The organism is Streptomyces sp. NPDC096311 (assembly GCF_044763085.1).
Lineage (GTDB): Bacteria > Actinomycetota > Actinomycetes > Streptomycetales > Streptomycetaceae > Streptomyces.
This window is the reverse complement of the sequence record NZ_JBIWFN010000008.1, coordinates 396,499-414,408: the sequence shown is the minus strand read 5'-3', so window position 1 is coordinate 414,408 and position 17,910 is coordinate 396,499. Positions and strand designations below refer to the sequence as shown.

Sequence of the window (17,910 nt, the reverse complement as noted above, 5' to 3'; positions counted from 1 at the left end):
GCGCGCAAAATCACAATATGTGAAGGGGCCGCGGCCATGGTGGCGAAGAAGACCGCCGTACAGCAGTCGGCGTCCAGCAGATCCACGGGTCCGGCGGCCAAGGACGTGGGTGGCAAGAAGAGCGCGTCGGTGGCGCCCGCGGCGCATGCGGCCAATCCGGTGAACACCGCCACGAAGACCGCCGCGAAGCCGCCCGCCAAGACGGCCACGAAAGCCGCTGTCGGCAAGAAGGCGGCGGCCACCGGGAAAACGGCCGCTACGAAGGGAGCCACCAAGAAAGCGGTCGCCAAGAAGGCGGTCGCCAAGAAATCCGTGGCCAAGGAAGCGGTGGCCAAGGAAACGGTCGCCCGGAAGGCGGTGGCCAAGAAGGCCGACGGCAAGAGCGTGGCCAGGAAGAGCAGCGGTACGGCAAGGAAAAGCACCAGTACGGCGAAGAAGTCGGTCGCTTCCGCGGCCGAAGGCGCGGCCAAGGCCGCGAAGACGACGGGAGCCACGACGGTGGTTGCGAAGAAGACTCCTGGCACGGCCACGGCGGCGCAGAACCCCACCGCTGTCCCCAAGGCGCGGATCGCCGCGGTGGAGCCCGGGGAGCTCGCGGTGCGCCCCGGTGAGGACCCCTGGACCCCGGAGGAGGTCGCGGAGGCGCGCACCGAACTCCAGTCCGAGGCGCTGCGGCTGAGCACCGAGATCTCGTCGTCCGAAGAGGCGATCGCGGGCCTGATGCGCGACTCCGGCGACGGAGCGGGCGACGATCAGGCGGACACCGGCACGAAGAACATCACACGCGAGCACGAGATGGCCCTGGCGGCCAACGCGCGCGAGATGCTGGAGCAGACCGAGCGAGCCCTGGAGCGGCTGGACGCGGGCACCTACGGGCTCTGCGAGAACTGCGGCGATCCCATCGGCAAGGCGCGGATGCAGGCCTTCCCGCGAGCCACCCTGTGCGTCGAGTGCAAGCAGAAGCAGGAACGCCGCTACTGATTCGCGCGGGAGGGCTCCTGCGCACGTGGGCGCCGGGGGGTGTGCCGTACCCTCGTCCTCAGTCAGGCACCTAGGTCGAGGGACTCACTCACGTGGCAGAGGCGGAGCGCATCATCGGTACGCCGGATACCCCAGGAGCGGGGGGCGCCGAGCCGGAGCAGTCCGGCGTGGAAGGGACCGTGGAAGGCACCGGGGCCCCGGCCGAGGTGCCCAGGGGCAGGCGCAGGGTCGCCGTCCTGTTCACGGTCGCCGCCCTGGCGTACGCCCTCGACCTGGTCAGCAAGCTGATCGTGGTCGCGAAGCTGGAGCATCACGCGCCGATCCAGATCATCGGGGACTGGCTGAGGTTCGAGGCGATCCGCAACGCGGGTGCGGCCTTCGGCTTCGGCGAGGCGTTCACGATCATCTTCACGGTGATCGCCGCGGCCGTGATCGTGGTGATCGCGCGGCTCGCGCGCAAGCTCTACAGCCTGCCCTGGGCGATCGCGCTCGGTCTGCTGCTGGGCGGTGCGCTCGGCAACCTGACCGACCGGATCTTCCGCGCGCCCGGGATCTTCGAGGGCGCGGTCGTGGACTTCATCGCGCCCAAGCACTTCGCGGTCTTCAACCTGGCCGACTCGGCGATCGTCTGCGGCGGCGTCCTGATCGTGCTGCTGTCCTTCCGCGGGCTCGACCCGGACGGCACGGTCCACAAGGACTGATCGGCCCGCACGGGGTGGCGTACGGGACGTCTGGAAGGACGTCTGGAGGCAGGTCCACGGGCACTGCTGTTCGGGCGGTGGTCCGGCGGTGTCCGACCCGTCCGGCATACTCGACGGGTGAGCACCATTCCCGAGATCCGCAACCTGCCCGTGCCCGACGGCCTGGAGGGCGAGCGCGTCGACGCCGCCATCTCCCGCATGTTCGGCTTCTCCCGCACGAAGGCCGCCGAGCTCGCCGCGGCGGGGAAGGTCACGGTCGACGGCTCGGTGGTCGGAAAGTCCGAGCGGGTGCACGGCGGCGCCTGGCTCGAAGTGGAGATGCCGCAGGCTCCCGCCCCCGTGCAGATCGTCGCCGAGCCCGTCGAGGGCATGGAGATCGTGCACGACGACGACGACATCGTCGTGATCATCAAACCGGTCGGTGTGGCCGCGCACCCGAGCCCCGGCTGGAGCGGTCCGACGGTGATCGGCGGCCTCGCGGCGGCCGGATACCGGATCTCGACCTCGGGTGCCGCCGAGCGGCAGGGCATCGTGCACCGGCTGGACGTCGGCACCTCCGGGCTGATGGTCGTGGCCAAGTCGGAGCGCGCGTACACCTCACTGAAGCGGCAGTTCAAGGAACGCACGGTCGACAAGCGGTACAACGCGCTGGTCCAGGGACACCCCGACCCGATGAGCGGCACCATCGACGCACCCATCGGCCGGCACCCCAACCACGACTACAAGTGGGCGGTGACGGCCGAGGGCAAGCCGTCCGTCACGCACTACGACCTGATCGAGGCGTTCCGGGCGGCCAGCCTGCTCGACATCAAGCTGGAGACCGGCCGCACCCATCAGATCCGTGTCCACATGGCGGCCCACCGCCACCCCTGCGTGGGGGACCTGACCTACGGCGCGGACCCGACGATCGCCAAGCGGCTCGGTCTGACCCGGCAGTGGCTGCACGCGGTGCGGCTCGGCTTCGAGCACCCCGGGGACGGGCAGTGGGCGGAGTTCGAGAGCGACTACCCCGAGGACCTGCAGAAGGCGCTCGACAAGGTGCGTGAGGAGAGCTACGCGTGAGCGGCTCGGACGGGGCGCGGGACGGCGCCTACGTGGTGCGGGTGGCCGAGGACGCCGCGGACCGTGAGGCGTGCTTCGCGGTGCGCAAGGAGGTCTTCGTCGGCGAACAGGGCGTCCCCGAGGACATCGAGTACGACGCGTACGACGCCGGTGCCCTGCATGTGCTGGCGATCCGCGAGGACGGGGTGCCGCTGGGCACCGGACGGCTCCTGTACGGCTCGGAGGCCGCCGCGAAGACCGACGGCGACCTGACGGTCGGCTCGCTCGGCCGGCTCGCCGTGACGAAGGCGGCGCGCGGGCTCGGCGTCGGCGTGGCCCTCGTACGGGCCATCGAGGACGCGGCACGCGCGCGTGGCCTCGCGGCGGTGGACCTGCACGCGCAGACGCAGGCGATGGGGTTCTACGAGCGGCTCGGGTACGTGGCGTACGGCGAGGAGTTCCTCGACGCCGGGATCGACCACCGGGCGATGCGCAAGGCCGTGTGAGACGGGGTCCGTCGCACGCGGGTTGCCGGGAGGGCATTGTCGTAGGCGCGTGGCACGCTTGAGGTCTGGCTCTTCCTTGATCGCCTAGACCTTGCCGGAGCGCTGACCGTGGATCAGTTGGCCCTGTTGTTCGTGCTGCTGCTCGGGGCCGTGGTGAGCGTCCCGGTGGGGGACCGCTTCGGGCTGCCGGCGCCTGTCCTGATGACGCTCCTCGGGATCGTGCTGGCCGTGCTGGACTTCGTGCCCAACGTGGACGTCCCGCCGGAGCTGATCCTGCCCCTGCTGCTGCCTCCGCTGCTGTACGCCTCGGTGCGACGCACCTCGTGGAGACAGTTCGCCGCCAACAAACGGCCGATCTTCCTGCTCGCCGTGGCGCTGGTGTTCGTCACCACGGCGGCCGTGGCCTTCGTCGCGAGCGCCATCGTGCCTGGGCTGCCGATCGCCGCCGCGGTCGCCCTGGGCGCGCTGGTGGCGCCGCCCGACCCGGTCGCCGCGACAGCCGTCGCGGGGCAACTCGGGCTGCCCCGCCGACTGGTGTCGATCCTGGAGGGCGAGGGGCTCTTCAACGACGTGACGGCCATCGTGCTCTACCACGTCGCGATCGCCGCCGCCGTGAGCGGCACCTTCTCGCCGTGGCGGGCGGGGCTCGATCTCGTGCTGTCCGCCGTGGTCGCGGTCGCCATCGGGCTGGCGCTGGGGTGGGCGGCGAACAAGCTGATGTCGCTGCTCGGTGACGCCACGCTGCAGATCGGGATGACGCTGCTGGTGCCCTTCGCGTCGTACGTCCTTGCGGAGGAGTTGCACGGGTCGGGGGTGCTCGCCGTGCTCACCACCGCGCTGTTCCTCGCGGAGTACGCCGCCGATGCCGACGACGTCATGACGCGGCTCGCCGGGTACACGTTCTGGGACGTGGTGGACACGCTGGTCACCGGGGTCGCGTTCGGGCTGATCGGGCTCGAGCTGCACAACGCGATCAGGACGGCGTCGGGGCGGTGGGGCGAGATGCTGGGCTGGGCCGCCGCGATCGTCGCTGTCGTGGTGTTCGTACGGCTGGCGTATCTGATGCCGGCGACGTGGCTCACGAAACGGCTGCACGCGAAACGGGACTACGACGAGGAGATCCCGACCTCGTGGCGGGAGACCGTGATCATGTGGTGGTCGGGGATGCGGGGAGTCGCCTCCGTGGCCCTCGCGCTGGCCATTCCGCTGAAGATGGACGACGGGTCGCCGTTTCCCGACCGGGACGAGATCATCTTCATCGCGTTCGGCGTGATCATGGCCACGCTGGTACTCCAGGGGCTCACGCTGCCGTGGCTGGTGCGCAGGCTCGGGGTGCGGGCCGACGAGGACGTCGAGAAGGCGTTCGAGAAGGAGCTGGCGGTTCGGGCGGCGAAGGCGGCGAAGCGGAGGCTCAAGGAGATCGAGGAGGTGGAGGAGCTGCCGGAGGAGCTGTCCGAGCAGCTGATTCGGCGGGCCTTCGACATCGGGACGCGGATCAGTCCGGATCTGGGGGACGAGGAGCGGCGGGAGGCGCATGAGCAGCGGGCTCGACGGGTGAAGCGGTTGCGGCGGATTCAGGGGGAGATGCTGAGCGCGGCGCGGCATGAGGTGTTGTCGGCGCGGAGTGAGCCGGGGGCGGATCCGGAGATCGTGGACCGGGTGCTGCGGCACCTGGACGTACGTAGTCTGCGTTGAGAGTGTTCTCCCGCCCGCGCACCGCCCGTTTCCACCCTGCTGACAACTGACGGTCGCCTGTGGGGGGTGCGGGGGTCGGGACCTGGGGTGGTCAGGCTCGGCCTGGGCCCGTTCGTGGGGGGTCAGGGGTGTGGGGGGTCGTGGGGGCGGCTATCGCGCCGTCGGTGTCGTCGTGGTTCGGGCGGTGGGGGCGGCCGTTGGGCCAGTTCAGGGGCAGGATCGCCTCGGCCGTGTTGACGCGGGGGAGGGCGTAGGGGTGTACGTCGGTGAGCCAGCGGATCATGCGCTCGCGCACCGTGACCCGTACCGTCCAGATGTCGTCCGCGTCCTTCGCGGTCACCAGGGCGCGCACCTGCATGGTGTTGGGGGTGGAGTCGGTGACGGCGAGACCGTAGTCGCGGCCGTCCCAGGCCGGGCACTCGCGCAGGATGTCGCGGAGCTGCTCGCGCATCGCCTCGACGGGTGCCGAGTGATCGACGTGGAAGAAGACGATGCCGGTCATCTGGGGGGTGCCGCGGGACCAGTTCTCGAAGGGCTTGGAGGTGAAGTACGAGACCGGCATCGTGATCCGGCGCTCGTCCCACGTGCGTACCGTCAGGAACGTCAGTGTGATCTCCTCGACGGTGCCCCACTCGCCGTCCACCACGACCGTGTCGCCGAGGCGCACCATGTCGCCGAAGGCGATCTGCAGCCCGGCGAAGAGATTCGCCAGCGTGGACTGGGCGGCGACACCGGCGACGATGCCGAGGATGCCGGCCGAGGCCAGCAGCGAGGCACCAGCCGCGCGCATCGCGGGGAAGGTGAGCAGCATCGAGGCGACGGCCACCACGGCGACGACCGCGGACACCACCCGTTGGATCAGCGTCACTTGCGTGCGCACCCGGCGCACCCGCGCCGGGTCGCGGTGGGCGTTCGCATAGCGGGTGTAGGAGGTCTCGACGATCGCCGTCGCGATGCGGATCACGAGCCACGCGGCGGACCCGATGAGGATCAGGGTCAGGGTGCGGCCGACGCCGACCCGGTGTTCCACGAGCAACTTCGCCTGGTCGTACGAGCCGCGCAGCAGAGCGGCGAACAGCACGAGCTGGAAGGGGACCCGTGCGCGGCGCAGCAGGCCCCACAGGGAGGTCTCTTCGTGTCGGGCGTCGGCCTTGCGCAGTACGCGGTCCACGGCCCATCCGATGAGCAGCGTGAGCACGACCGAGCCACCGACGACGATCAGGGGACGCAGTACGTTCTCCATGCCTGAGACCGTAACCGGCTTGGGGCCGCCCTGAACATGTCGCCCCTGGTCCCCGGTCCTCGATCCGGGGCTGTCGGTCCTGGCTGGCACCATGGGGCGCATGAACATCATGCTCTTTCACTCGACCTACGGGCCCCGGCCCGCGGTGCGCGCGGCGGCCGACCGGCTGCGTGCCGCGGGGCACGAGGTGTGGACGCCGGACCTCTTCGAGGGCCGCACCTTCGAGACCGTGGAGGAGGGCATGGCCTTCAACGACGGGATCGGCAAGGAGGAGCTGCTCAGACGCGCCGTCCTGGCCGCCGCCCCCTATTCCGAGCGCGGCCTGGTGTACGCGGGGTTCTCGCTCGGCGCCTCCATCGCGCAGACCCTGGCGCTCGGCGACGAGAAGGCCCTTGGGCTGCTGCTCCTGCACGGGACATCGGACATCGCCGAGAGCGCGTCGGTGGACGAGCTGCCGGTCCAGCTGCACGTCGCGGAGCCGGACCCGTTCGAGACGGACGACTGGCTGAGCGCCTGGTACCTGCAGATGCAGCGGGCGGGGGCGGACGTGGAGATCTACCGGTACGCCGGTGCCGGGCACCTGTACACCGACCCCGGCCTGCCCGACTACGACGAGGAGGCCGCCGAGGCCACCTGGCGGGTGGCGCTCGGCTTCCTCGACTCGCTGTAGCGGTCCGCCGCACCGGGGTGACAGGCTTCCAACAGACGGGCCCGGGTCATCTGTTGGATGACCCGGGCCCGTCTGTTCAACTTCGGTCAACTGCGACTACCGGCGTTGTGGAACGTCGGAGAACCTAGCCCGGGAAGCACTCCTTGGGCGGGTGCACCTGCGACGGGAAGTGACCGGACCACACCCAGGACGTCGGCTTGGAGTCGTAGATCCTGAACCACCGCTCCCCCGAGGGGGTCTTGGTGGTCGAGCACTGGATCCGCAGGGTCGTGCCCCGCGGCTCCGTACGGTACCTCGTCGACGAGGAAGTGGGCTGGGCGTATATGGGAGAGCTTTCGGCCGTCGTCAGGTTGACGTACGCCGGTGCCGCTGCCGCCGTGGCTTCCTGCGCCTCGGCGGATGTGGCGGTGAGTCCGGCGAGCGCCAGGGCGGCGCCGAGCACTGCGGTCTTCGTCAGGACACTTTGGGGGGTGGCCATGTGACTCCAATCGTGACAGAACTGACGGACCGTCGGTATGACGATCAGACAATGCGGCCGACGCTATCAAGATCTTCCCCACGCCCGGAATTGTTTTCTATACCGGATCGTAGGTGCGCTCGACCTTCTGGGTTCCGGTGCGCGTGCGGTACGAACGAGCCCAGGACGAGGTCGCGTTGGCGTTCGTGCGGTCGGACAGGACGTAGTAGTCCATCTGCGCGCGGTCGGCGGTGATGTCCAGGACGCCGTATCCGTGGCGGTCGGTGTCGACCCAGTGGACGTGCCGGTTGGCGATCTGGATGAGCGGGGCGGCGATCGCGGAGACCGTGCCCTCGGGGACCTTCACGATGTCGTCGAGGTTGTCGGAGGTCACCGAGGTGATCACGAACTCGGTGGCGGCCGACGCGGACAGCGGGTACGTCCCGGCGTCCACCGGCACGTCGTTGGCCCAGGACATGTGGATGTCGCCGGTGAGGAACACCGTGTTGCCGATCGCGTTCGAGCGCAGATGCGCGAGGAGCTCACGGCGGTCGTCGGTGTAGCCGTCCCACTGGTCGGTGTTGACGCCGATGCCGTCCTGCGGCAGGTCCAGCAGCTTGGCGAGCGGCTTGAGCAGGTCGGCGGTGAGCGAGCCGATGACGAACGGCGCGATCATCACCGAGTTGCCGACCAGCCGCCAGGTGGTGTCGGACGCCTTCAGCCCGGCCTTCAGCCAGTCGAGTTGGGCCCGGCCCGTGATCGTACGGTCCGGGTCGTCGACCGTGCCGCTGGCCGTGGACGCCTGCTGGGAGCGGAAGGACCGCAGGTCGAGCAGGGAGAGGTCGGCGAGCTTGCCGAAGCGCAGCCGGCGGTAGGTGGTGCCCGCGATCGCCGGGCGTACCGGCATCCACTCGAAGTAGGCCTGCTTCGCGGCAGCCTGACGTGCCGTCCAGGTGCCCTCGGCGCCCTCGGTGTGGTTGACCGCGCCGCCGGACCAGGCGTTGTCGGCGAACTCGTGGTCGTCCCAGATCGCCACGACCGGCGCCTTGTGGTGCAGGGCCTGGAGGTCCGGGTCGGTCTTGTACTTGCCGTGCCGGGTGCGGTAGTCGGCGAGGGTGATGATCTCGTTCGCGGGGGAGTGCGGCCGGACGACCGTGCCGCGCGCCGCGTACTCGCCGGACTTGTACTCGTAGATGTAGTCCCCGAGATGCAGCCAGGCGTCCAGGTCGCTTCGGGCCGCGAGATGGCGGTACGACGAGAAGTAGCCCGCCTCCCAGTTGGCACAGGTGACGACGCCGAAGCGCAGGCCCGCCACGGCGGCGTTGGCGGCCGGGGCGGTGCGGGTGCGGGCGACGGGCGAGTCGGTGCCGCCCGCGGAGAAGCGGAACCAGTAGTCCGTGGCCGGTTCCAGGCCGCGGATGTCCGCCTTCACGGTGTGGTCGGAGGCGGCCGTCGCGGTGAGGGAGCCCTTGGAGACGATCGTGGTGAACGCCTTGTCCTTGGCGACGGTCCAGCTGACTTCGGTGTCGGGGCCGACGCCGGAGCCGGGTATCGCCGCGGAGGTGGGCGTCACCCGGGTCCACAGCAGGATGCCGTCCGGGAGCGGGTCGCCGGAGGCGACGCCGTGCAGGAAGGCGGGGGCGTCCGCGGCGGCGCGGGCCGGCAGGGCGGCGACGAGTGGGCCGGCCAGGACAGCGGTCGCCGCCGCGGCCTTGACGACCGTACGGCGGCGGGGCGAGGGAGAGTTGAGGCCCTGGGACGCCTCGGATGATCTGTATCGACTGGTCACGACCGAACAGGTTACTGATCGGTACGCGCGAGAGCGGGCGAACCACGAAAGTTCGCCCGCTCTTCACGCGGAGGCCGGATTCCCCCGTCGGCGTCAGCCCTTGAGGGCCGCGTCCACCACCTTGTCGAAGTCGGCCACCGTCAGGAGCGGGGTGCCGCCGTTGAGCTGCTTGCCGTCCATGACGAAGCCCGGGGTGCCGGTCACACCCTCCTTGTTGTCGTCGAAGGTCTTCGACATGGCCATCGCCCAGGCGTCGTAGGTGCCCTTCTTCACCGCGTTCTGGAACGCGGTGTTGCCCTTCAGCGCGGGAACGGTGTCGGCGACCTTGAGGAGGTAGGCGTCGTCCTTGAACTTGTCGGTCGTCTCGTCCGGGTGCCACTTCGTCGAGTACAGCGCGGTCTTGTACTCGAGGAACGCCTCGGAGCTGACGTTCAGCGCGGCGCCCAGGGCGCTCAGCGCGTTCTTGGAGCCCTGGCCGTTGTCCTTGTCGTCGATGAACGTGGCGCCGACGTACTGGAACTTGAACTTGCCGTCGTCGATGTCCTTCTTCACGGTCGAGCCGACGGTCTGCTCGAACTGGGCGCAGACCGGGCAGCGCGGGTCCTCGTAGACCTTGAGGGTCTTCTTGGCGGTGCTCTTGCCGATGACGACGGTGGTGCCCTTGGTGCCGGTGGTGTTGGCCGGGGCGACGACCTTGGCGTCCTTCAGGCCCGCCCAGTAGCTCGGCTTGTTGTTCTGCACGACCGCGTAGCCGACGCCGCCGGCTATCGCGAGGACGGCGACGATGGAGCCGGCCACGATGGCCTGGCGCTTGACCTTGTCGCGCTTGGCCTGGCGCTCGCGCTCGAGGCGCAGCTTCTCCCGGGCCGCCGTCTTCGCCGCCTGGCTGTTTCGCTTGCTCATGTTGGTGATCTCCATGGGGGACGCGCACACGTCGTACGCGGGATACGTATGGGGGACTGCCGGTGCTCAAGGGCTGTCGCGCAGAAGCGATGGTTCAGGCGAAAGCGGCCGAGAGCGGCGGTCCACGCCGTCCCAGGGAGTGCACGAACAGGCGGGTGCGGGCGCCCGCGCTCCGGCGCGCGGGGCGCGGCAGCCGGCGTACCGGGGCGAGCTGTACGGTCACCGCGGCGACCGCGATCAGCAGGGGCCGGAAGGTGGCCGCGGCCACCGCGCGCAGCAGCTGGTCCAGGGCGCGGTCGCCGCGGCGCAGCCAGGCGGCCGCGAGCAGCCCGACGCTGACATGGGCGGCGAGCAGCAGCCAGGCGGCGGCCGGGTCGGTCTGCGCGAGCAGGGTGGCGGCACGGTCGCCGCTGCCGCCGGTCACGTGGGCCAGCGGGGTGCCCACGCTGCCGCCGCCGCACAGCACGTCGAAGCCGACCGAGCGCAGCGGGCCCGCGACGGGGCCGCCCGCCCTGCCGTAACAGACGTGCTGGCCCGTGGTGAACACGGTGTCGGCGGTCAGCTCCAGCGGGATGAGCAGGGCGGCGATCCGGCCGAAGCCGCGCTCGCGGCCCGCCAGCGCGTAGGCGATGACGAAGACGGCCGCGGCGATCGCCGCCAGGGTGCCCAGTGGCAGCGGGACCCGGGACAGCAGGACGTGCGACGCGGTGGAGAGCGTCACGACGACAGCCGTGAACAGTGCCGCGCGCACGGCTCTGAGCTGGGTCCCGGGTATGTCCATAGCGGAGCCGAGTGTCCCACGTGCTCCCGTAAGGGCCCCCTAAAGGGTTCCTATGTGTTACGGGAGCGTTGTGGGTCCGTCGTCCGGGGTGCCTACAGGCCCGGGATCCGGCCGTTGCGGAACAGGTCGACGAAGATCTGGTGGTCGGCACGCGCGCGTGCGCCGTAGCTGTGCGCGAAGTCCACCAGGAGGCCCGAGAAGCCGTCCTCGTCGGCGGCGATCGCCGCGTCGATGGCCCGCTCGGTGGAGAACGGGACCAGCTCCGAGTGGCCGCTCTCGTCGTCGGCCGCGGCGTGCATGGTGGCCGTGGCCCGGCCGAGGTCGGCGACGACCGAGGCGATCTCCTCCGGGTCGTCGATGTCGCCCCAGTCCAGGTCCACCGCGTACGGCGAGACCTCGGCGACCAGCTGGCCGGCGCCGTCCAGCTCGGTCCAGCCCAGCCACGGGTCGGCGTGTGCCTGCAGGGCACGCTGGGAGATCACCGTGCGGTGACCCTCGTGCTGGAAGTACTCGCGGATCGAGGAGTCCGTGATGTGCCGGGAGACGGCCGGGGTCTGGGCCTGCTTGATGTAGATCACGACATCGTTCTCCAGGGCGTCGCTGTTGCCCTCCAGAAGGATGTTGTACGAAGGCAGTCCGGCGGAGCCGATGCCGATGCCGCGGCGGCCGACGACGTCCTTCACCCGGTAGGAGTCGGGGCGGGCCAGGGAGGACTCGGGGAGCGTCTCCAGGTAGCCGTCGAAGGCCGCGAGCACCTTGTAGCGGGTGGCCGCGTCGAGCTCGATGGAGCCGCCGCCGGGCGCGAAGCGGCGCTCGAAGTCGCGGATCTCGGTCATCGAGTCGAGCAGCCCGAAGCGGGTCAGCGAGCGGGCGTCACGCAGCGCGTCCAGGAGCGGGCCCTCGGCCGTGTCCAGGGTGAAGGGAGGCACCTCGTCGCTCTTGGCGCCGGTGGCCAGGGCGTGGATGCGCTCGCGGTAGGCCGCCGCGTACACCTTGACCAGCTCTGTGATCTGGTCGTCACCGAGCGCCTTCGCATACCCGATGAGGGCCACGGAGGCGGCGAAACGCTTGAGGTCCCAGGTGAAGGGGCCGACGTAGGCCTCGTCGAAGTCGTTCACGTTGAAGATCAGGCGGCCGTTGGCGTCCATGTACGTGCCGAAGTTCTCGGCGTGCAGGTCGCCGTGGATCCACACACGGGAGGTGCGCTCGTCCAGGTACGGTCCGCCGCGCCTCGGCCCGAAACCGATCTCCGCGGTGAGGTCGTGGTAGAAGAGGCCTGCCGTGCCCCGGTAGAACGCGAAGGCGGAGGCCGCCATCTTGCGGAACTTGACGCGGAACGCGGCCGGGTCGGCGGCCAGGAGCTCGCCGAAGGCGGTGTCGAAGACGGCGAGGATCTGCTCGCCGCGTTGCTCGGCGCTGAGCTGCGGGACCGACATCGCTGGGTGCCTCCTGGTGCAGGTGGTGCTTGACATGGGGGAAGGACGTGTCCGTCCGCCGGGACGGTTGCTTCCGTCCTCTCCCAACGGACGAAGGTACGCGGGAGTGCCCGCGCACCGGGGACGAACGGTACGCGCGCGTGCCCCGCGCCCCGGATGAAGGTACGGGTGGTCGGCCCGCCCGTCACCCGACCACCGCCCCTCATTGAGGCGCTTCGCGCCCAGTGTTCGTCTCCAGTGTCAGTGGCGCGTCATAGACTTCGACGCTGTCCCCCCAGACTGTCCGCAGCCTGTCGACGATTGTTCTTCTTGGAGGCCGAAGCCGTGTCAAAGCCGCCGTTCACGCACCTGCACGTCCATACCCAGTACTCGCTGCTGGACGGTGCCGCGCGGCTCAAGGACATGTTCAACGCCTGCAATGAGATGGGCATGACGCACATCGCCATGAGTGACCATGGCAACCTTCACGGGGCCTACGACTTCTTCCACACGGCGAAGAAGGCGGGCGTCACACCGATCATCGGCATCGAGGCGTACGTCGCCCCGGAGTCCCGGCGCAACAAGCGCAAGATCCAGTGGGGCCAGCCGCACCAGAAGCGCGACGACGTGTCCGGTTCGGGTGGTTATACGCACAAGACGATCTGGGCGGCGAACCGGACCGGCCTGCACAACCTCTTCAAGCTCTCCTCGGACGCGTACGCCGAGGGCTGGCTCCAGAAGTGGCCCCGAATGGACAAGGAGACCATCTCCCAGTGGTCCGAGGGGCTCATCGCCTCCACCGGCTGCCCCTCCGGCGAGCTCCAGACCCGCCTGCGCCTCGGCCAGTACGACGAGGCCCTGAAGGCGGCCGCCGAGTACCAGGACATCTTCGGCAAGGACCGCTACTTCCTGGAGCTGATGGACCACGGCATCGAGATCGAGCGCCGGGTCCGCGACGGACTCCTGGAGATCGGCAAGAAGCTCGGCATCCCGCCCCTGGTGACGAACGACTCGCACTACACGTACGCGCACGAGGCGACCGCTCACGACGCCCTGCTGTGCATCCAGACCGGCAAGAACCTCTCCGACCCGGACCGCTTCCGCTTCGACGGCACGGGCTACTACCTGAAGTCCACGGACGAGATGTACGCCGTCGACTCCTCGGACGCCTGGCAGCAGGGCTGCGCCAACACCCTCCTGGTGGCCGAGCAGATCGACACCACCGGCATGTTCGAGGCGAAGAACCTCATGCCGAAGTTCGACATCCCCGAGGGCTACACCGAGGTCACCTGGTTCCAGGAGGAGGTGCGCATCGGCATGGAGCGCCGCTTCCCCGGCGGCGTCCCCGACGACCGCCAGAAGCAGGCCGAGTACGAGATGGACGTCATCATCCAGATGGGGTTCCCGGGGTACTTCCTCGTCGTCGCCGACTTCATCATGTGGGCCAAGAAGCAGGGCATCGCCGTGGGCCCGGGCCGTGGCTCGGCGGCCGGTTCGATCGTCGCGTACGCCATGGGCATCACCGACCTCGACCCGATCCCGCACGGTCTGATCTTCGAGCGGTTCCTGAACCCCGAGCGCGTCTCCATGCCCGACGTCGACATCGACTTCGACGAGCGCAGGCGCGTCGAGGTGATCAGGTACGTGACCGAGAAATACGGCGCCGACAAGGTCGCCATGATCGGCACCTACGGAAAGATCAAGGCGAAGAACGCCATCAAGGACTCCGCGCGCGTCCTGGGCTACCCGTACGCCATGGGCGACCGCCTCACCAAGGCGATGCCCGCCGACGTCCTCGGCAAGGGCATCGACCTCAGCGGCATCACCGACTCCTCGCACCCGCGCTACAGCGAGGCGGGCGAGATCCGCGCGATGTACGAGAACGAGCCGGACGTGAAGAAGGTCATCGACACCGCCAAGGGCGTCGAGGGCCTGGTCCGGCAGATGGGCGTGCACGCCGCCGGCGTCATCATGTCCAGCGAGCCCATCGTCGACCACGCCCCGGTCTGGGTGCGGCACACCGACGGCGTGACCATCACGCAGTGGGACTACCCGCAGTGCGAGTCGCTCGGCCTGCTGAAGATGGACTTCCTCGGCCTGCGCAACCTGACGATCATGGACGACGCCGTCAAGATGGTGAAGTCCAACAAGGGCGTCGACCTCGACCTGCTGGCCCTCCCGCTCGACGATCCGACGACCTTCGAACTGCTCCAGCGCGGCGAGACCCTCGGCGTCTTCCAGTTCGACGGCGGCCCCATGCGCTCGCTGCTGCGCCTGATGAAGCCCGACAACTTCGAAGACATCTCCGCCGTCTCGGCGCTCTACCGTCCCGGCCCGATGGGCATGGACTCGCACACGAACTACGCGCTCCGCAAGAACGGCCTGCAGGAGATCACGCCGATCCACAAGGAGCTGGAGGAGCCCCTCCAGGAGGTTCTGGCGGTCACCTACGGCCTGATCGTGTACCAGGAGCAGGTGCAGAAGGCGGCCCAGATCATCGCCGGGTACTCGCTCGGCGAGGCCGACATCCTCCGCCGTGTGATGGGCAAGAAGAAGCCCGACGAGCTGGCGAAGAACTTCACCATCTTCCAGGCCGGCGCGAAGAAGAACGGCTACAGCGACGAGGCTATCCAGGCCCTGTGGGACGTGCTGGTGCCCTTCGCCGGCTACGCGTTCAACAAGGCGCACTCGGCCGCGTACGGACTGGTCTCGTACTGGACCGCCTACCTGAAGGCGAACTACCCCGCCGAGTACATGGCGGGCCTGCTCACCTCGGTCAAGGACGACAAGGACAAGTCCGCGATCTATCTGAACGAGTGCCGGCGCATGGGCATCAAGGTGCTGCCGCCCAACGTCAACGAGTCGGAACAGAACTTCGCCGCGCAGGGCGACGACGTGATCCTCTTCGGCCTCTCCGCCGTCCGCAACGTCGGCACGAACGTCGTCGAGTCGATCATCAAAAGCCGCAAGGCCAAGGGGAAGTACGCCTCCTTCCCGGACTACCTCGACAAGGTCGAGGCCGTCGCCTGCAACAAGCGCACCACGGAATCGCTGATCAAGGCGGGCGCGTTCGACACCATGGGGCACACCCGCAAGGGCCTCACCGCGCAGTTCGAGCCGATGATCGACAACGTGGTGCAGGTCAAGCGCAAGGAGGCCGAGGGCCAGTTCGACCTCTTCGGCGGCATGGGCGACGAGGACACCAGCGAGCCCGGCTTCGGACTCGACGTGGAGTTCACCACCGACGAGTGGGACAAGGCCTATCTGCTCGCCCAGGAGCGGGAGATGCTCGGTCTGTACGTCTCCGACCACCCGCTCTTCGGCCTGGAGCACGTGCTGTCCGACAAGGCCGACGCGGGCATCTCCCAGCTCACCGGGGGTGAGCACGCGGACGGCGCGGTCGTCACCATCGGCGGCATCATCTCGGGGCTCCAGCGCAAGATGACCAAGCAGGGCAACGCCTGGGCGATCGCCACGGTGGAGGACCTGGCCGGTTCCCTCGAGTGCATGTTCTTCCCGGCGACGTACCAGCTGGTGTCGACCCAACTCGTCGAGGACGCGGTCGTCTTCGTCAAGGGCCGCCTCGACAAGCGCGAGGACGTGCCGCGGCTGGTCGCGATGGAGCTTCAGGTCCCCGACCTGTCGAACGCGGGCACCAACGCACCCGTGATCCTCACGATCCCGGCGCTGAAGGTCACCCCGCCGATGGTGAGCCGCCTCGGCGAGATCCTCAGCCACCACAAGGGCGAGAGCGAGGTGCGCATCAGGCTCCAGGGTCCGCGCAAGACCACCGTGCTGCGGCTCGACCGGCACCGGGTGAAGCCGGATCCGGCGCTGTTCGGTGACTTGAAGGTGCTGCTGGGCCCGTCCTGCCTCGCGGGCTGACGGATCACTCGCGGGCTGACGGATCAGCTGACAGGGTCAGATGATGTACGCGAGGGGCGCATCCGTTGCCGGATGCGCCCCTCGGTGTGTGCCCGGGCTTCAACAGCCCTTACCCGTGGCCTCAGTTGTGGCCGAAGCGCTTCTGGTGCTTGCGGGCGACATCCGCGGGGCTGCCCTGGGCCTGCGACAGCGGCGTGTGAGCCTCCGTCGAGGACCGCTGCGCCTGCTCCTGCGCACGCTCGGCCTGCGAGGAGCGGTCCTGCTGGCCGCCCTGCTTGCGGTTCTTGTTCTTGGCCATGGTGATTGCCTCCTGTGGGGCCCTAGGGGTCAGGGCCGGATCCAGATTCACATAGCCTGACAAGCGGTGCATTTCGGAGAATTACCCTGTGTAATAAGCCCTGTCGGAGCGTTATCCCCCGATTCGCCACGCCGAAGATCGAGTTCGGGCCGTTAACCTCCGCGCCGTCGGGCAGACTCGAAGGAAGCCCGAAGCAAACCTCCCGGAACCGGAAAGAGGGTGGACCGCGTGGACCGCTGCATCGTCCTGGTGGACGCCGGGTATCTGCTCGGGGCCGCTGCCAGTCTCCTCGCCGGGGAGCCTTCGCGATCCCGGATCACCGTCGACCACGCCGCCCTCATCCAGGGCCTGCGCGAGCGCGCCGAGTCCGACACGGAGCGGCCCCTGCTGCGCATCTACTGGTTCGACGGCGCGCCCGACCGCGTACCGCAACCGGAGCACCGCCGGCTGCGCGTGATGCCACGGGTCACGGTGCGCCTCGGCGCGCTGACCCGCAGCGACGGGCGGTGGGCGCAGAAGGGCGTCGACGCCGCCATGCACGCCGAGCTGACCGAGCTGGCCCGCAACCGCGCCTGCTCCGACGTGGTCCTGGTGACCGGCGACGGGGACCTGCTGCCGGGCATGATGGCCGCCAAGGAGCACGGCGTCGCCGTACACCTGTGGGCCGTGCAGGCCGCGGACGGCGACTACAACCAGTCCGAGGACCTGGTCGCCGAGGCCGACGAGCGCCGGGTGCTGGACCGGGCGTGGATCACCAAGGCCGTACGGGCCAAGGACCTCGGCGGGATCTGTGCGCCGCAGCCCGTGCCGCGCCCCGAGATCGCCGCGATCCTCTCCGCGCCGCTGCCCGACTCGTCGCTCGCCGGCGCGGCCGAGCGCCCCTCCGAGACCGCGGAGCACAGCCCCGTCGCCGAGTCGCCGAACGGGGCCGAGGAGCGGGTTCCCGCCCCCAAGGGCGTGCCGACGCCCAAGGACCTCGCCGCACTGCGCGCACCGGGCGTCCAGGCCCCCCAGCACCCCGCGAGCGCGACGCTGCGGTGGTCGTCCGACAAGGGGTGGATCGAACGTCCCGGGGGTGTCGCGGAGTCCACGGAGGCCGCCGCGCTGCCCACGCTCGCCCAGCTCACCTCCGCCGAGCAGCGCTGGGCCGACCGCGAGGAGGACATCACCACGGTCGGCGGCGATCCGTACGAGGTGGGGCAGGTCTTCGCGCGCCGCTGGATGGAGCGGCTCACCGACCCGAGCCATCTGCAGAAGCTGTCCACGATGTACCCGCGGGTCCCGCACCGTGTGGACGGTGAGCTGCTGCGGTACGCGGCGCGCTTCGGGCTGCTCGCCCACAAGGACGACCAGATCGACGAGCACGACCGGTATGCGATCAGGGCGGGGTTCTGGCGGGAGATCGATGTGCGTACGGCGGCGGAGCACGCCCCTGCCGGGGAGTGAGCCGGGGGAGGGGTCGGACCCCGGGCGTGCTGCTCGGGTGCGGGTGGGTGGGGGCCTCTTCGGCGCGCCAGACCTTTGAGGCCCGGTCCAGGATGGCTC

General features: G+C 69.5%; 15 protein-coding genes. 8 read left to right on the top strand and 7 right to left on the bottom strand.

Annotation, left to right across the window (positions count from 1 at the left end):
• The first annotated feature begins 36 nt into the window (after window positions 1–36).
• The 5 genes from ACIRA5_RS22860 (at window position 37) to ACIRA5_RS22840 (ending at window position 4,924) form a co-directional block, all read left to right on the top strand.
• Complete coding sequence (locus ACIRA5_RS22860) at window positions 37–981, top strand: TraR/DksA family transcriptional regulator (protein ID WP_403693296.1); 945 nt, start codon at window positions 37–39, stop codon at window positions 979–981.
• A gap of 92 nt (window positions 982–1,073) precedes the next feature.
• Entirely contained in the window at window positions 1,074–1,682 is a 609-nt protein-coding gene (lspA, locus tag ACIRA5_RS22855) for a signal peptidase II (protein ID WP_403693295.1), read from the top strand.
• A gap of 117 nt (window positions 1,683–1,799) precedes the next feature.
• The gene (locus tag ACIRA5_RS22850) at window positions 1,800–2,744 is read left to right on the top strand and encodes an RluA family pseudouridine synthase (protein ID WP_097226191.1); all 945 of its coding nucleotides are present in this window, start codon (window positions 1,800–1,802) and stop codon (window positions 2,742–2,744) included.
• On the top strand, window positions 2,741–3,229 hold the full coding sequence (locus ACIRA5_RS22845; protein ID WP_352046583.1) for a GNAT family N-acetyltransferase: 489 nt from the start codon (window positions 2,741–2,743) through the stop codon (window positions 3,227–3,229). Before ACIRA5_RS22850 ends, ACIRA5_RS22845 begins: the two co-directional genes overlap by 4 nt.
• A gap of 108 nt (window positions 3,230–3,337) precedes the next feature.
• Window positions 3,338–4,924 carry a Na+/H+ antiporter gene (locus ACIRA5_RS22840; RefSeq protein WP_403693294.1) on the top strand — a complete coding sequence of 529 codons (1,587 nt, stop codon included), beginning with the start codon at window positions 3,338–3,340 and terminating at the stop codon, window positions 4,922–4,924.
• Window positions 4,925–5,015: 91 nt separating this feature from the next.
• Here ACIRA5_RS22840 and ACIRA5_RS22835 read toward each other — a convergent pair whose 3' ends face one another.
• Complete coding sequence (locus ACIRA5_RS22835) at window positions 5,016–6,167, bottom strand: mechanosensitive ion channel family protein (protein ID WP_403693293.1); 1,152 nt, start codon at window positions 6,165–6,167, stop codon at window positions 5,016–5,018.
• Window positions 6,168–6,267: 100 nt separating this feature from the next.
• Between ACIRA5_RS22835 and ACIRA5_RS22830 the strand changes: the two genes are divergently transcribed.
• The gene (locus tag ACIRA5_RS22830; protein ID WP_352046580.1) at window positions 6,268–6,837 is read left to right on the top strand and encodes a dienelactone hydrolase family protein; all 570 of its coding nucleotides are present in this window, start codon (window positions 6,268–6,270) and stop codon (window positions 6,835–6,837) included.
• 124 nt (window positions 6,838–6,961) lie between these two features.
• On the opposite strand, the gene ACIRA5_RS22825 is transcribed toward ACIRA5_RS22830, so the two are convergent.
• The 5 genes from ACIRA5_RS22825 to ACIRA5_RS22805 all read right to left on the bottom strand — a co-directional run bounded on the left by ACIRA5_RS22825 (window position 6,962) and on the right by ACIRA5_RS22805 (window position 12,203).
• Window positions 6,962–7,315, bottom strand: coding sequence for a hypothetical protein (locus tag ACIRA5_RS22825; protein WP_403693291.1), 354 nt, complete (start codon window positions 7,313–7,315; stop codon window positions 6,962–6,964).
• A 97-nt stretch (window positions 7,316–7,412) separates the two neighbouring features.
• On the bottom strand, window positions 7,413–9,083 hold the full coding sequence (locus tag ACIRA5_RS22820; RefSeq protein ID WP_403693289.1) for an alkaline phosphatase D family protein: 1,671 nt from the start codon (window positions 9,081–9,083) through the stop codon (window positions 7,413–7,415).
• 93 nt (window positions 9,084–9,176) lie between these two features.
• Complete coding sequence (locus tag ACIRA5_RS22815) at window positions 9,177–9,986, bottom strand: thioredoxin domain-containing protein (protein ID WP_099925733.1); 810 nt, start codon at window positions 9,984–9,986, stop codon at window positions 9,177–9,179.
• Between the two features lie 94 nt (window positions 9,987–10,080).
• The gene (locus ACIRA5_RS22810) at window positions 10,081–10,767 is read right to left on the bottom strand and encodes a hypothetical protein (RefSeq protein WP_403693287.1); all 687 of its coding nucleotides are present in this window, start codon (window positions 10,765–10,767) and stop codon (window positions 10,081–10,083) included.
• 92 nt (window positions 10,768–10,859) lie between these two features.
• Window positions 10,860–12,203: a DUF2252 domain-containing protein gene (locus tag ACIRA5_RS22805; protein WP_403693285.1), complete on the bottom strand. Its 1,344-nt coding sequence runs from the start codon at window positions 12,201–12,203 to the stop codon at window positions 10,860–10,862.
• A gap of 324 nt (window positions 12,204–12,527) precedes the next feature.
• On the opposite strand from ACIRA5_RS22805, the gene dnaE reads away from it, so the two are divergent.
• Window positions 12,528–16,067: a DNA polymerase III subunit alpha gene (gene dnaE / locus ACIRA5_RS22800; RefSeq protein WP_403693283.1), complete on the top strand. Its 3,540-nt coding sequence runs from the start codon at window positions 12,528–12,530 to the stop codon at window positions 16,065–16,067.
• A gap of 121 nt (window positions 16,068–16,188) precedes the next feature.
• On the opposite strand, the gene ACIRA5_RS22795 is transcribed toward dnaE, so the two are convergent.
• On the bottom strand, window positions 16,189–16,365 hold the full coding sequence (locus ACIRA5_RS22795) for a hypothetical protein (protein ID WP_403693281.1): 177 nt from the start codon (window positions 16,363–16,365) through the stop codon (window positions 16,189–16,191).
• Between the two features lie 228 nt (window positions 16,366–16,593).
• Here ACIRA5_RS22795 and ACIRA5_RS22790 point away from each other — a divergent pair, with 228 nt between their 5' ends.
• Window positions 16,594–17,811 (top strand): NYN domain-containing protein, encoded by a 1,218-nt coding sequence (locus ACIRA5_RS22790; RefSeq protein WP_403693280.1) that lies wholly within the window; start codon window positions 16,594–16,596, stop codon window positions 17,809–17,811.
• Window positions 17,812–17,910: the final 99 nt, after the last annotated feature.